Source organism: Streptomyces sp. NPDC048288 (assembly GCF_043201555.1).
In the GTDB taxonomy this organism is placed as follows: Bacteria; Actinomycetota; Actinomycetes; order Streptomycetales; family Streptomycetaceae; genus Streptomyces.
In genome coordinates, this window is record NZ_JBICZD010000003.1 from 574,918 (window position 1) to 588,765 (window position 13,848).

The 13,848-nt window shown below is 69.9% G+C and carries 15 protein-coding genes; 4 read left to right on the forward strand and 11 right to left on the reverse strand.

Going from position 1 to position 13,848, the window contains the following annotated elements:
• Positions 1-3: 3 nt before the first annotated feature.
• From rpsC to rpsJ, 8 genes are read right to left on the reverse strand one after another with little or no spacing between them, the layout of a single operon-like run.
• Positions 4-831 carry a 30S ribosomal protein S3 gene (gene rpsC, locus ACGFZS_RS13920; protein WP_046732371.1) on the reverse strand — a complete coding sequence of 276 codons (828 nt, stop codon included), beginning with the start codon at positions 829-831 and terminating at the stop codon, positions 4-6.
• Complete coding sequence (gene rplV, locus ACGFZS_RS13925; protein ID WP_003974262.1) at positions 831-1,178, reverse strand: 50S ribosomal protein L22; 348 nt, start codon at positions 1,176-1,178, stop codon at positions 831-833. The genes rpsC and rplV overlap by 1 nt, the downstream gene beginning before the upstream one ends.
• A 44-nt stretch (positions 1,179-1,222) precedes the next feature.
• Positions 1,223-1,504, reverse strand: a complete 282-nt coding sequence (gene rpsS, locus ACGFZS_RS13930; RefSeq protein ID WP_003992359.1) for a 30S ribosomal protein S19 — start codon at positions 1,502-1,504, stop codon at positions 1,223-1,225.
• Positions 1,505-1,516: 12 nt separating this feature from the next.
• Entirely contained in the window at positions 1,517-2,353 is an 837-nt protein-coding gene (gene rplB / locus ACGFZS_RS13935) for a 50S ribosomal protein L2 (protein WP_041665436.1), read from the reverse strand.
• Positions 2,354-2,391: 38 nt separating this feature from the next.
• On the reverse strand, positions 2,392-2,811 hold the full coding sequence (gene rplW / locus ACGFZS_RS13940; protein WP_189268840.1) for a 50S ribosomal protein L23: 420 nt from the start codon (positions 2,809-2,811) through the stop codon (positions 2,392-2,394).
• Complete coding sequence (gene rplD / locus ACGFZS_RS13945; protein ID WP_123974799.1) at positions 2,811-3,467, reverse strand: 50S ribosomal protein L4; 657 nt, start codon at positions 3,465-3,467, stop codon at positions 2,811-2,813. The genes rplW and rplD overlap by 1 nt, the downstream gene beginning before the upstream one ends.
• 8 nt (positions 3,468-3,475) lie before the next feature.
• On the reverse strand, positions 3,476-4,120 hold the full coding sequence (gene rplC, locus ACGFZS_RS13950; protein ID WP_062706771.1) for a 50S ribosomal protein L3: 645 nt from the start codon (positions 4,118-4,120) through the stop codon (positions 3,476-3,478).
• A 16-nt stretch (positions 4,121-4,136) separates the two neighbouring features.
• Positions 4,137-4,445: a 30S ribosomal protein S10 gene (gene rpsJ / locus ACGFZS_RS13955; protein ID WP_003948644.1), complete on the reverse strand. Its 309-nt coding sequence runs from the start codon at positions 4,443-4,445 to the stop codon at positions 4,137-4,139.
• Positions 4,446-4,913: 468 nt separating this feature from the next.
• On the opposite strand from rpsJ, the gene ACGFZS_RS13960 reads away from it, so the two are divergent.
• Positions 4,914-5,456, forward strand: a complete 543-nt coding sequence (locus ACGFZS_RS13960) for an isochorismatase family protein (protein ID WP_393795245.1) — start codon at positions 4,914-4,916, stop codon at positions 5,454-5,456.
• Between the two features lie 320 nt (positions 5,457-5,776).
• Here the strand turns inward: ACGFZS_RS13960 and ACGFZS_RS13965 are convergent, their stop codons facing one another.
• Together ACGFZS_RS13965 and ACGFZS_RS13970 are read right to left on the reverse strand one after the other, a co-directional pair.
• On the reverse strand, positions 5,777-6,004 hold the full coding sequence (locus ACGFZS_RS13965) for a DUF397 domain-containing protein (RefSeq protein ID WP_393795246.1): 228 nt from the start codon (positions 6,002-6,004) through the stop codon (positions 5,777-5,779).
• Complete coding sequence (locus tag ACGFZS_RS13970; protein ID WP_393795247.1) at positions 6,001-6,876, reverse strand: helix-turn-helix domain-containing protein; 876 nt, start codon at positions 6,874-6,876, stop codon at positions 6,001-6,003. The genes ACGFZS_RS13965 and ACGFZS_RS13970 overlap by 4 nt, the downstream gene beginning before the upstream one ends.
• Before the next feature lie 311 nt (positions 6,877-7,187).
• Here ACGFZS_RS13970 and ACGFZS_RS13975 point away from each other — a divergent pair, with 311 nt between their 5' ends.
• Together ACGFZS_RS13975 and ACGFZS_RS13980 are read left to right on the forward strand one after the other, a co-directional pair.
• On the forward strand, positions 7,188-8,033 hold the full coding sequence (locus ACGFZS_RS13975) for an FkbM family methyltransferase (RefSeq protein ID WP_393795248.1): 846 nt from the start codon (positions 7,188-7,190) through the stop codon (positions 8,031-8,033).
• A 124-nt stretch (positions 8,034-8,157) separates the two neighbouring features.
• Positions 8,158-9,567 carry a S41 family peptidase gene (locus ACGFZS_RS13980; protein ID WP_393795249.1) on the forward strand — a complete coding sequence of 470 codons (1,410 nt, stop codon included), beginning with the start codon at positions 8,158-8,160 and terminating at the stop codon, positions 9,565-9,567.
• Positions 9,568-9,666: 99 nt separating this feature from the next.
• Here the strand turns inward: ACGFZS_RS13980 and ACGFZS_RS13985 are convergent, their stop codons facing one another.
• Positions 9,667-12,675: a glycosyl hydrolase 115 family protein gene (locus tag ACGFZS_RS13985; RefSeq protein WP_393795250.1), complete on the reverse strand. Its 3,009-nt coding sequence runs from the start codon at positions 12,673-12,675 to the stop codon at positions 9,667-9,669.
• 132 nt (positions 12,676-12,807) lie between these two features.
• Here ACGFZS_RS13985 and ACGFZS_RS13990 point away from each other — a divergent pair, with 132 nt between their 5' ends.
• Positions 12,808-13,836, forward strand: coding sequence for a hypothetical protein (locus tag ACGFZS_RS13990; RefSeq protein WP_393795251.1), 1,029 nt, complete (start codon positions 12,808-12,810; stop codon positions 13,834-13,836).
• Positions 13,837-13,848: the final 12 nt, after the last annotated feature.

Genomic DNA, 13,848 nt, shown 5'->3' on the forward strand with positions numbered 1-13,848 from the left:
CGGTCAGGCCTCCGTTCCGGTGCTCTCAGCCGGAGCGGCGGCGGGGGCCTCGGCCTTGGGGGCCTCGGCGCCGGCAGCCTGCTGCGGCTTGCGACCGCGCCGCTCGCCACCGCGGCCACCACGGGCCGGGCGGTCGGCAGCGCCGCCACCACGGGCCGGGCGGTTGCCGGCACGGGCTGCGGCGTTCTCGGCGCGGACCTCGGCGATGTTCTTGACGTCGCCCTTGTAGATCCAGACCTTCACACCGATACGGCCGAAGGTCGTCTTGGCCTCGAAGAAGCCGTAGTCCACGTTCGCGCGGAGCGTGTGCAGGGGCACACGGCCCTCGCGGTAGAACTCCGAGCGGGACATCTCGGCGCCGCCGAGGCGGCCACCGCACTGGATCTTGATGCCCTTGGCGCCGGCCTTCATCGCCGACTGCATGCTCTTACGCATGGCGCGGCGGAAGGAGACGCGGGAGGAGAGCTGCTCGGCAACGGCCTGGGCAACCAGCTGAGCGTCCGTCTCGGGGTTCTTGACCTCGAGGATGTTCAGCTGGACCTGCTTGCCCGTGAGCTTCTCGAGGTCGCCGCGGATGCGGTCGGCCTCGGCGCCACGGCGGCCGATGACGATGCCCGGACGCGCGGTGTGGATGTCCACACGCACACGGTCACGGGTGCGCTCGATCTCCACCTTCGAGATACCGGCGCGCTCCATGCCGGACGTCATCATCCGACGGATGGCGACGTCTTCCTTGACGTAGTCCTTGTACAGCTTGTCGGCGTACCACCGGGACTTGAAGTCCGTGGTGACACCGAGCCGGAACCCATGCGGGTTAACCTTCTGGCCCATTACCGGGTTCCTTCCTTGCTGCTGACGACCACGGTGATGTGGCTGGTCCGCTTGCGGATCCGGTAGGCACGGCCCTGGGCACGCGGACGGAACCGCTTCAGGGTCGGGCCCTCGTCGACGTACGCCTCGGAGATGAAGAGGCTGTCGGCGTCGGTGTGGTCGTAGTTGTGCGCGGCGTTGGCGATGGCGCTGTCGAGCACCTTGCCGACCGGCACGGAGGCTGCCTGCGGAGCGAATCGCAGAACAGCCTGAGCCTCCGTGGCATCCATGCCACGGATAAGGTCCACCACGCGGCGGGCCTTCATGGGCGTAACGCGGATGTACCGCGCCTGGGCCCTGGCTTCCATGGTTGTCCCTCTCAGTTACTTACGTGTCTGAATGCGATCCGCTACTAGCGGCGCTTCGACTTCCGGTCGTCCTTGACGTGGCCCCGGAAGGTGCGGGTCGGCGAGAACTCGCCGAGCTTGTGGCCGACCATCGACTCGGTGACGAACACCGGGATGTGGGTCTTGCCGTTGTGCACCGCCAGGGTGTGACCCAGCATGGCCGGGACGATCATCGAGCGGCGGGACCAGGTCTTGATGACGTTCTTGGTGCCGGCTTCGTTCTGGGCGTCCACCTTCTTGATCAGGTGGTCGTCGACGAAGGGCCCCTTCTTCAAGCTACGCGGCATCTCAACCCGTCCTTAGCGCTTCTTGTTCGTCTTGCGGCGGCGGACGATGTACTTGTTCGACGCCTTCTTGGGCGAACGAGTACGGCCTTCCTTCTTGCCCCACGGGGACACAGGGTGGCGACCACCGGAGGTCCGGCCCTCACCACCACCGTGCGGGTGGTCGACCGGGTTCATCACGACACCACGGACGGTCGGGCGGACGCCCAGCCACCGCTTGCGGCCGGCCTTGCCCCAGTTGATGTTCGACTGCTCGGCGTTGCCGACCTCACCGACGGTGGCGCGGCAGCGCGCGTCCACCATGCGGATCTCGCCGGACGGCATACGGAGGGTCGCCATGGCGCCCTCACGGGCGAGCAGCTGCACCGAGGCACCCGCGGAGCGGGCGAACTTGGCGCCACCACCGGGACGGAGCTCGATCGCGTGGATCGTGGTACCGACCGGGATGTTGCGGAGGGCCAGGTTGTTGCCCGGCTTGATGTCGGCCCCGGGACCGTTCTCCACGGTGTCGCCCTGCTGCAGGTTGCGCGGGGCGAGGATGTAGCGCTTCTCGCCGTCCGCGTAGTGCAGCAGCGCGATGCGCGCGGTGCGGTTGGGGTCGTACTCGATGTGCGCGACCTTCGCCGGCACGCCGTCCTTGTCGTGACGACGGAAGTCGATCACTCGGTAGGCGCGCTTGTGTCCGCCACCCTGGTGGCGAACGGTCACACGACCGGCGTTGTTACGGCCGCCCTTGCTGTGCAGCGGGCGGACCAGCGACTTCTCCGGCGTGGACCGCGTGACCTCGACGAAGTCGGCGACGCTGGCGCCACGACGGCCCGGCGTAGTCGGCTTGTACTTGCGGATTCCCATTTCTCAGTCCTCGTCCGATATCGGACGATCCGACCCGCTTACGCGGTCGGACCGCCGAAGATGTCGATACGGTCGCCCTCGGCGAGGGTCACGATCGCGCGCTTGGAGCCCGCGCGCTGACCGAACCCGGTCTTGGTGCGCTTGCGCTTGCCCTGGCGGTTGAGGGTGTTGACCCCGGTGACCTTGACCGAGAAGACCGCCTGGACGGCCTGCTTGATCTGGGTCTTGTTGGCGCCCGGGGCGACGACGAACGTGTACTTGTTCTCGTCCAGGAGCGCGTAGCTCTTCTCCGAGACGACCGGCTTCAGCAGCACGTCACGGGGGTCCGTGTACGACTTGCTGATCGGCGTCTCGACGGTGTTCTTGCCCTCGGCCTCGTGGCGGCGCGCCTTGGCGACGCGCGCGGCCTTGGCGGCCTTGGCGGCCTTCGAGGCGATGCTCGGGTGACGGGTGGCCATCAGACCTCGGTCCCTTCGGTGTCGTTGGCCTTCGGGCCGGCGACGAAGGACTCGAGAGCGGCCTGGGTGAAGACCACGTCGTCCGAGACGATCACGTCGTACGTGTTCAGCTGGCCCGGCTCCAGGATGTGGACCTGGGGCAGGTTGCGGGCGGAGAGCCACGCGGCCTCGTCGGCGCGGTCGACGACCAGGAGCAGGTTCTTGCGCTCCGAGATCTTGCCGAACAGCGTGCGAGCGGCCTTGGTGCTGGGGGTCTCGCCCTCGATCACGCCGGTGACGACGTGGATGCGGTTGTGGCGCGCCCGGTCGGTGAGGGCGTGACGCAGAGCGGCAGCCTTCATCTTCTTGGGGGTGCGCTGCGAGTAGTCACGCGGCTGCGGGCCGTGGACGACGCCACCGCCGGCGAACTGCGGGGCGCGGGTCGAGCCCTGACGGGCGCGGCCGGTGCCCTTCTGGCGGTAAGGCTTCTTGCCACCACCACGGACCTCGCCACGGGTCTTCGTCTTGTGCGTGCCCTGACGGGCAGCCGCGTTCTGCGCGACGACGACCTGGTGGATCAGCGGGATGCTGACCTTCTCCACGCCGAAGATCTCCGCGGGGAGCTCGACGCTACCGGTCTTCTCGCCGGCAGGCGAAAGGATGTCAACAGTGCTCATCGGTTACCTCAGGCCCCCTTGGCCGCGGTGCGGACCAGGACGAGGCCGCCGTTCGGACCGGGAACCGCGCCCTTGATGAGCAGCAGACCCTTCTCCGCGTCAACGGCGTGGACGGTCAGGTTCTGGGTGGTGACACGCTCGTTGCCCATGCGACCCGCCATGCGGAGGCCCTTGAACACGCGGCCCGGGGTGGCGCAGCCACCGATGGAACCGGGCGAGCGGTGCTTGCGCTGGGTGCCGTGACCGGCGCCGAGGCCCTTGAAGTTGTGACGCTTCATGACACCGGCGAAGCCCTTGCCCTTGCTCTTGCCGGTGACGTCGACCTTCACGCCGGCCTCGAAGACCTCGGCGGTGACTTCCTGGCCGAGCGTGTACTCGGAGGCGTCCGCCGTGCGGATCTCGACAAGGTGGCGACGGGGGGTGACGTCGGCCTTCGCGAAGTGGCCCTTGAGGGGCTTGTTCACCTTGCGCGGATCGATCTCGCCGAAGGCGATCTGGACCGACTCGTAGCCGTCGACGTCGTTGGTACGGACCTGGGTGACGACGTTGGGGCCGGCCTTGACGACGGTGACCGGAACAACACGGTTGTTCTCGTCCCACACCTGCGTCATGCCGAGCTTCTCGCCCAGGATGCCCTTGATCTGCTTAGCCATTCTCAGATCACCGGCCTCAGAGCTTGATCTCGATGTCGACACCGGCCGGGAGGTCGAGTCGCATCAGGGAGTCAACGGTCTTCGGCGTCGGGTCGAGGATGTCGATCAGGCGCTTGTGCGTGCGCATCTCGAAGTGCTCGCGCGAGTCCTTGTACTTGTGCGGCGACTTGATGACGCAGTACACGTTCTTCTCAGTGGGCAGCGGCACCGGGCCCGCGACCGACGCACCAGTGCGGGTCACCGTCTCGACGATCTTCTTCGCCGAGGAGTCGATGACCTCGTGGTCGTAGGCCTTGAGCCGGATGCGGATCTTCTGTCCCGCCATGGCTACTCAGTAGTCCTGTCTTTGCACGCTCTGGAACCCGGTGACTGCTTCACTTCTCCGACCCACGCGGTCGGGTGTGTCGCGCTCTCACCGACATAGATGCCCCTTGTTCGAACATCCCTGCTGGGAAAGCACGGCCCTTCCGGAACCGCAAGCCGGGGGCGGAAGGCCCACCGGGTGCCTGGCCGGTGCTGCACCACACTTCCCGAAAGATTCCCGTACGTCCGTCCCAGCGCTGCCGTGAGGCAGTTAGGACGACGAGTACTGTGGGACTCGCTTTCGGTCCTCCCGGCGGGAGGCGCGCAGCATCAACACTCGACCGAGCAACTCCGACAGTCTGCCACAGAGGGCGGGGGCCTGGCCAATCGGGGGCCCGAGAGCATACCCCGGGGGTGACCCACGTCAAACAGGGGTCCGGTTCGGCGTCCTTACGGCATTCTTCCGGCGGCACCTGGACAGCCTCACGGCATGCCGGACACCGCACTGCTCATCATCGACATGCAGCGCGCCATGCTCAGGGACGCCCATGACGGCGAGGCCTGCCTGAGCACGGTCGCCGATCTGGCGGCACGGGCCCGCGCCGCCGACGTACCGGTCGTCTATCTGCGCCAGCGCTTCGACCAGGTGCCCGCCGAGTGGCTGGAGATCCACCCCGCGCTGACACCCGGGCCCGGGGACCTGGTCCTCGACAAGGACAGCGCGGACTCCTTCCTCGGTACGACGCTCGGCGAGGTCCTGGCCGAGCGGGCGGTCCGCCGTCTCGTCGTCACCGGCTACGCCTCCGACTACTGCGTCGACTCCACGAGCCGCAGCGCCCTCTCCCACGGCTACGACCTCGTCCTCGTCGCCGACGGCCACACCACGATCGAACGCCCGCCCGACACCGTCCCGACGGCCGCCCAGATCGTCGCCCACCACAACGGGATCTTCTCGGTCATCCAGTACGCGGGCCGCTCGGCCACGGTGACCCCGGCGGCGGAGATCCGCTTCGAGACCTCACCGGCCGTCTGAACGGCCGGCGCCGGAACACCACCTCGTGGGTGAGGGCGGCCGGGCGGCGCTCGGTCCCCGTCACTCCGGCGGACCGGAGGAGGAGCGGCGCGGACAGGTCGTAGTCGCGGAAGCAGCCCGTCTCGTCGGCGGCCGCCCGGTCCTCGTCGCGGTCGAAGGCGCAGAGTGAGCAGAGCGCGGCGAAGAGCCGGTCCCACTGCTGCCGCCGGGCGGCCAGGAACGCCCGACCGGGACGTCGGCGAACGACCAGGCGCCGGTGGAGTTCAGCGCGCCCACGGCCACGACCGCTCCCAGCGGTGCGAACAGCTCGCGGGCGTACCTCACTCGCCGTCGGCGGTCGCGTGGGAGAGGAAGGCCGTCCAGGTGGCGGGCGGGAAGGCGAGGTGGGGGCCGCGGGAGGGGGCCGCGGTGTTCTTGGAGTCACGGACGTGGACGGTGGCGGGGCTGAGGGCGACTTCGACGCAGGAGTCGCCTTCACTGCCACTGCTGTAGCTGCTCTTGAACCACGTCAGACCGGAGGCGTCCTCGGCCGTGGTCTTGCGGATCATGTCTCCCCCAGCAGTTGTTCGATGAAGGCCGTCGACTCACGCGGTGTGAGCGCCTGCGCCCGGATGATGCCGTACCGCAGTTCAAGGATACGGAGCTGCTTCGGATCGGACACCGGTCGGCCATTGGCCACTGCCGGCGAACGCCCCACCGCCGAGCCGTCCTCGGACTTCAGCACCTCGATTCCGCCGTCGACTCCGGCGTGCTCCTCACGATTCATCGGCATCACCTGAAGCTCGACGTTCCGCAACTGCGCCGCTTCCAGCAGGTGTTCGAGCTGTTGACGGAGCACCGCCCGCCCGCCGAGCGGACGCCGAAGCGTCCATTCCTCCAGGACGAAGCTGAGTTCGGGCGCCGGGTCCCGCTCGAAGACGGTCTTACGGGCCACGCGCGCGGCGATGAACCGCTCCACCTCGTCCCCGGCGTACGCCGGGCGACGCATCAGGAGCAGCCCGCGCGCGTATTCGGGTGTCTGCAGCAACCCGTGGATGTGGAGCGGGTCGTAGTGCTGGAGCTCCACCGCCCTCGCCTCCAGCTGCGCCAGGTCACGCACCTTCTTGGGATACCGGACCCGCCCCACGTCCTCCTTCATCGCCGAGAGCAGCCCACCCGCCGCCAGCACCTGGTCCGCCCTGTCCAGATACTCCGGCCGGGGAATCCGCTTCCCACCTTCGATCTTGTACACCATGTCCTCCCCGTACCCGACCGCCACCCCGAACTCGGCGGCCCGCATCCCCACCGCCTCCCGCCGCAGCTTCAGTTGGCGGCCGACGGTCGCGATGACGGCGACGCCCCACTCGTCATCGGGATCCACCTCCCAACCCGGCTCGTCCGCCTCGTGCTTGAGCCGCGCCACCGCGCCGTCCACACTCATCCCGCACCCCTCCGTCGTACGACCGTGCCTCGACGACGCCCTACCCGTACGGCCGCGTACGACAGCCCGGACAGCACCGGACAAGCAGCGGACAGTGACCGTACGCAACGGCTCCGTCACTGTTCACGGTAGGCGCCTCGACTGCCCCATGCGCTGCAGCCCAAGCGAAAGGAAAGGTTAATTCCAGGTTGTTCTCAATGAACAACCTCCGAAAATGCACGAAAATCCAGCCCGCAAAAACCTGTGAGTTTCCCTTTCTGATCATTTCCAAACCCTGTGACATACCCTGACCCTGGCTTTACCATCGCCCAATGCGTATTTCCGAGGTCGAAGCCGCCAACGCCCGCATGCTGGCCCACGCACCATCGGTCAGGCCGGTCGCCACCGGGGACATCATCCGCGTGCACCGCAAGAAGTTCCCGTACCGGGGCTACGTGGAGATCGAGTCGCCGTACTGTCCGCCGTTTGTGATGTTCTGCGTGAACGACGATGCGGTGGCCATGGACACCCTGTGGAACGGCACCTTCGGCTACGAGCCCGGTACGCTCGCCACCTGGTCGCGGCTGGCCGCGCAGAGCCAGACCATCGCCGATGTCGGCGCGCACGTCGGCTACTTCTCGATGATCGCCGCGCACGCCAACCCGAAGGCGAAGGTGCACTCCTTCGAGCCGGTCGACCAGATCCACGCCCGGCTCTCGGTGAACGTCCGCTCCAACGGCGTCCAGAACGTCAAGCTCCACCAGGCGGGTGTCTCCAGCGAGCCCGGCTGGGCCGACATCAGCGTCCGTTTCTCCGGGAACCTGCTCTCCACCGGCTCCACCCTGGAGGGCAGCACCGCCCCGGACGCCCAGCACAAGCGCATCCAGTTGCTCACCCTCGACGAGGTGTTCGCCGAGACCAAGCTCGACCTCGTCAAGATCGACGTGGAGGGGCACGAGATGTCGGTGCTGCGCGGCGCCCGCCAGGTGCTGAAGCGCGACCGGCCGACCCTGGTGATGGAGGCCCTGGTCGACGCCTCCCTCGACGACCTCATCGCCGAGTTCGAGCCCCTCGGCTACGACGTCCACTGGATCGCCGAGCACGACGGCGCACTGGTGCCCTGGCGCGAACCCCGGCCACCGCACACCCGCAACCTGCTCTTCGCACCGCAGGACTGAACCCCGCTCCACTGAGGCTGTCCCCACCTCCGGCCCACCCGTCTGCCGGATGGCCGGAGCACCTCGGCGTCCGGCACCGTGAAGGACGGAAACGTCACTCGCGTGCAGGGGGAAGGACGCCATCGTGCGCTACGCCGTCGGGACCACAGCTCTTCTCCTCGCCCTCGCCGTGCCGGCCGTGGGGGCGGCACCGGTCACCAGCTCCCCCACCGCCACCGGGCTGTGGCGCATGGACGGGTACGGGACCGTGCTCGCCATCGACGGGCGGGGGGCGCAGGAGTACCAGACGACCGCCGTCAGCTGTCTGAAGGGGTACTTCGCGCAGTCCGCCGTGACACCTGGGACGTACGACGTCGAGGGCGTGGTGCTCACCGTACGGGTCGCCCCGGACGGGACACACGCCCGCTTCGGGGCCGACGTCGCCGTGGGGCATCGGCAGCTGCGCCGGATCGGTTCGTTGCCCGCCGCCTGCACCCGCCCGCCCGCGGCCGACGACCCCCGCGCCGCCTTCGACGTCTTCTGGCAGTCGTTCGAGGAGAACTACCCCTTCTTCGCCGCCAAGGGCATCGACTGGCACGCCGTACGCGACCGCTACCGGCCCCTCGTCCACCAGGACACCACCCGGGCCCGGCTCTTCGACATCTTCAGCCGCATGATCACCCCGCTGCACGACGCGCACGTCCTCGTCCTGGACGGCGACCGCCACTACGGCGTGGCCAGGCCCGGCACCGTCGTCCCCACCGAGGAACTCAACGACAAGGTCGAGAAGTTCGTCGTCGAACGCGACCTCGCCCAGGCCTCCCACCGCCAGGACTTCGCGCACGGCCTCATCACGTACGCCGACCTGAAAGAGCGGGGCCTCGGCTACCTCCGGATCGCCGGCTTCGACGGATACGACCGCGACGACGCGTCCTACACCGCCCAACTCGCCGAACTCGACCGGGCCCTCGACGCCGTCCTCACCCCCGCCCGCACCCGCGCCCTCCGCGGCCTGGTCATCGACCTCCGCATCAACGGCGGCGGCTCCGACGCCCTCGGCATCCGCATCGCCGAACGCCTCACGGACACGCCGTACGTCGCCTACGCCAAGCGCGCCCGCAACGACCCGGCCGACCCGACCAGGCACACCCGCCCCGAGCCCATCCCGGTCACCCCCGCGCACGCTCCCCGCTACACGGGCCCGATCGCCCTCCTCACCGCCGGCTCCACCGTCAGCGCCGGCGAGACCTTCACCCAGGCCCTGATCGACCGCCCCGGCCGCACGGTCCGCATCGGCCAGGCCACCCAGGGCGTCTTCTCGGACGTCATGACCCGCACCCTCCCCAACGGCATGGCGGTCTGGCTCCCGAACGAGGAGTACCTGACCCGCACCGGCCACACCTTCGACGGCACCGGAATCCCCCCGCAGATCACCGAACCGGTCTTCACGGAAGAGGAGTTCACGAAGGGACGGGACTCGGCGTTCGACCGGGCGGTGGAGTTGCTGCGGGGGCCTGCACAGGGTGCCGAGGCGACCAGTACCTCAGTCGCGTAGGAACACTTCGAGGACCGACGACGTCTCGCGGCCATATACGTCGCAGAGAGCCAACCGATCGCGGCTGGTCTCGGATGCCGGCAGGTCAGCGCCCGGGGGCTACAGCCTCCGGCTCTCCAGCGGCCCCAGATACGTCGGTGTCAGCCCGCCCGTGTCGATCAGGAGCCGCTGCACCACCACCGTCGGGTCGACCGCCCAGAACGTGAGGCGGTGGACGCCCGGGGAGGCGAGGGTGTGGCGGGTTGCCGAGCGGTTGATGTTGTCGGAGGTATTGCGGGCCCAGACCGTGTTGAGGAGGCCGTCGTCCGCGCCCGCGGTGATGTCGACCGGCCGGGGTTCGTCGTGGTCGAAGGAGACGGCGTAGCGCAGCCCGGCCGTGGGCAGCGTCGGGTTGCGCGGGGAGAGGTACGTCCATACCGTCACCTCGCCCGCCGACAGCAGGGTCACCTCGTACTCCAGCCGGGGCCAGGAGGCCGCGGAGTCGGCCCAGCCGCCCGTCACCGGCCAGGCCGTCATCCCCGCACCGGTGCGGCCGATCCCGGCCAGCCGGCGCCACTGCCCGGCCGCGCGGTCGTAGTGGTCGGCGTCGATCGCCACATAGCCGCCCGCCTCGACGAAGCCCCGCAGCGCCCGGCGCGAAGGGGGCCGCTCCGCCACGCACCCCACCGTCACCGACTCCCCCGCCCCGCTCACCGTCAGCTCCCCGGAGGACCGCCCGGCCGGCGCCCGTGACCAGTCCACCCGCACCTCCAGCCTGACCTGCCGCGTCACCCGGCCCCGCGGCCGGTCCACCACCAGCCACGGCACCGAGGCCGTCACCCGGTAGTCGAAGGGGGTACGGCCCCGGTTGAACACCTCGACGAACTGCTGCGGCCGGGTCTGGTACGGACTGAACGGCGGCAGTGTCATGGTGGGCGCGTTCGTGGCGGGTTCGTCGCCGTCCACCGACACCCCCAGCCCGGCCGCCTCCGGCACCTCGATCCGCCGTACCGCCGGGAACAGCACGTCCGGCAGCGCCACGTTGTCCTTCTCCGGCTGCTGCCAGGGCGCGTTGGGGCCGTAGCGGTCCACGTCGCCGTAGTCGATGTGGGGCTGGGTCTGGAAGCCGCGCCATTTGCCGCCCGCCACCCGGGAGTTGAAGCGGTCGGCCAGGGCCAGGTCCGCCGCCAGGCCCGCCTCGGCCGCCGTCGCGAGGTCGTTCGTGGCGGCCCGGCCCTCCCGGGCGTAGCGGAGGTTGGTGAACTCGGCCTCGCGCAGCGCGTACAGGTTCGCGGTGGCCGCCACCTCGTAGCCGACCAGCTCGAACCACGCGTCCTGGGCCGCCTCGGGCAGCCCGCGGCCGATCCGCGCCGCCCGTCGTCCCAGCTCCCGCCACTCCCCCGTGACCCGCTCCAGTTCCCGGTGGCCGAAGGAGAAGGGCGTCTGCTGGTCGTCGTAGACCACCTGGCCGTCGGCGGCGAGCGTGATCCGGCGGTTCAGCAGCTCCGGCTTGCGGCGGGCCTGCAACCGGCCGTACTCGGCGAGCAGTTCGGCCACCTCGCCGGCCGCCGCAGCGCCGAAGTTCTGCCGTGCGTAGCGCCGTTCCCACTCGCCCAGCCGGTCGAAGCTCCACCGCCGCGGATTCCAGGCGTAGTCGAGGAAGAACTCGGTCGGGAGTTCGTTGCCCTTCAGGTCGCCGACGTTCGCCACCCACAGGCCGTGGTTGCCGTACGCGTGCGCCTGGTGGAGCTGGTCCCAGACGTTGCGGAGGTTCGCGGTGTCGACCCACTTGTAGTTGCGGCCGGCGCCGACGTAGTCGAAGTGGTAGTAGAGGCCGTATCCGCCGCCGCGCGGCTCGGCCGGGGAGGGGTGCTTGCGGATGTTGCCCCAGTTGTCGTCCGTGAGGACCACGGTCACGTCGTCCGGGGCGCGCAGGCCGCGGTCCCAGTAGCGCTGGACCTCCTTGTAGAGGGTCCACACCTGCGGGGTCTCGGCGGCCGGGCGCCCCGTCACCTCCTCGATGATCTGCCGCTGGGCCGCGATGATCTCCTGCATCAGCTCGATGCCGTCGCCGTCGGGGAGGCTCGTGTCCCCGTTGCCGCGCATGCCGAGGGTGACCACGCCCTCGAAACCCTGGTCGGCCATGCGCTGGATGCCGGCCCGCCAGTAGGCGCGGATCGCCTCCGCGTTGCGGCGGTAGGACCACTCGCCGGTTCCCCCGTAGGGGTCGGTGCCGGCGCCCGCGTACCGGTTCCACTCCTCGATCCCGCGCATCATCGGCGCCTCATGGGACGTGCCCATGACAACACCGTAGGCGGCGGCCCGCCGGTGGTTCTCCGGGTCGTCCTCCGCGAACGCGCGCCCCCACACCGCCGGCCAGAGGTAGTTGCCCTTCAGCCGCAGGAGCACCTCGAAGACCCGGGCGTAGAAGTCCGCGTTGAAGCCGCCCGGGTAGCCCGGCGCCTTCCCCGGGCCGAAGTACGCCGGTGCCCAGGTCCCCAGCGCCGGGTTCTCGTCGTTGATGAAGAAGCCCCGGTACTTCACGGCCGGGGTGCCCTGGGTGTGGCGGCCCGGCAGCACCCACACCCGGTCGCGGCGGACCGGCGGCACGTCGTCCCACCAGTACCAGGGGGAGACCCCGATGCCGTACGAGACGTCGTAGGCCCCGAAGATCGTGCCGCGCGGGTCGCTGCCCGCGATGACGAAGGCCTTCTCCACGCCGGGCATCGGGTGGTCGACCACCGTCTGGAGCGAGGTCTCCCAGCGGCCCCGCACCCCGGTCACGTCCAGCTTGCCGGCGGCCACCAGGGTGTCGATCAGCGGGCTGCGGCCGATCGTGCCGACCAGCACCACCTGCCGGGCGACCGTCGAGCCCGGCCGCACACCCGTCACCCGTTCGAGGTCGTCGCGGAGGTCCCCCGCGACCCGTACGACCCCGGGGTGATCGTCCGAGCTCACCACGACCGGCGCGCCGACCAGGGAGAATGCCCCGCCCGTGAAGGAGATGTACGCGCCCGGGTCCGTCGGGAGCGGTCCGTCCTCCGCCGCCCCGGCGCTCCCCGACGACAGCGACAGCACCGGTACGGCCGCGACGCCCGCGCCCAGCACAGCTCTGCGGCTCACAGACATGCCTCACCCCTCCACCCGAATTTGGTCAGCGGCATGACAAATGGTGGGGTGAGTGGCCCGCGCGAACCAGGGGTCGTACGTGCCGAATAGTTTCGAAGCGGTGATGTCGGACCGGGCCGGTAGCCTCCGGCCATGACGACCCGTACGACGCCGCCTCGCCCCCTGGACATCACCGCGGTCTTCCCCGAACTGGCCCCGCTCGCCCGCACCGCCGTACGCCTGCATCCCCGTGCCGGTGCACCCACCGCGGACGGCAGTTCCGTCGGCGGACCCCTGCTGTGGCCGGCCGAGGAGCCCTGGCCGACCTGCCCGGAGCACGCGGGTCCCTGGCAGCACGGGGTGGCGCCGGACGATGTACACGTCGGCCGACGGGTCCTGCGCGAGGCCTGGGCCCGGCCGCGCGCCGAGGGCACCGACCTGTTGACCGAGAAGGAGCGCGCGCTGGTCGACCGGGGGACCGAGCCGTACCGGACCGCCCTGGACGGGCCGGTGCCGCTGGTGCCGGTCGCCCAGATACGTGCCGCCGACGTGCCGACGCTGCCCCGGCCCGAAGGCACCGATCTGCTCCAGGTGCTGTGGTGCGCCTTCGACCACCCCGAGGACGACTACTCACCGAGGGTCGAGCTGCGCTGGCGCAGGGCCGCCGATGTGGTGACCCCGCTCGCCGCTCCCCCGCGGCCCGCCGTCATCGGCAGCGACGACTACCTGCCCGAGCCGTGCGTGCTGCACCCCGAGACCGTCACCGAGTACCCGGCCCCGCACGAGCTGCCCGAGGAGCTGGCGGACCGGATCCACGCGTGGGAGGAGGGCGAGGAGGGCATCGAGGGGGAGGGCGAGGAGCCGGAGGTCTGCTACCAGTACGACCTGGCCGTCGCCCCGGGATGGAAGCTCGGCGGACACGCGCCCTGGAGTTTCTCCGACCCGTTCCCCATGGCCTGCGCCGAGTGCGGCGCCGGGGTGCGGCCCCTGCTCACCGTCGACGGCACCGAGTGGGACGGCGGCAGCGGCAGCTGGGCACCGGTCGAGGACGCGGGGTACACCGGCTACCACTTCCTCGGACCGGCGCTGGAAACGCAGATCACCATCGGGCGCAGCTACCGCCTCCAGGTGTACGTGTGCGAGGCGTCGTACGACCATCCACCCGTGCAGAACATGCAGTGAGTTCCCGCCGGA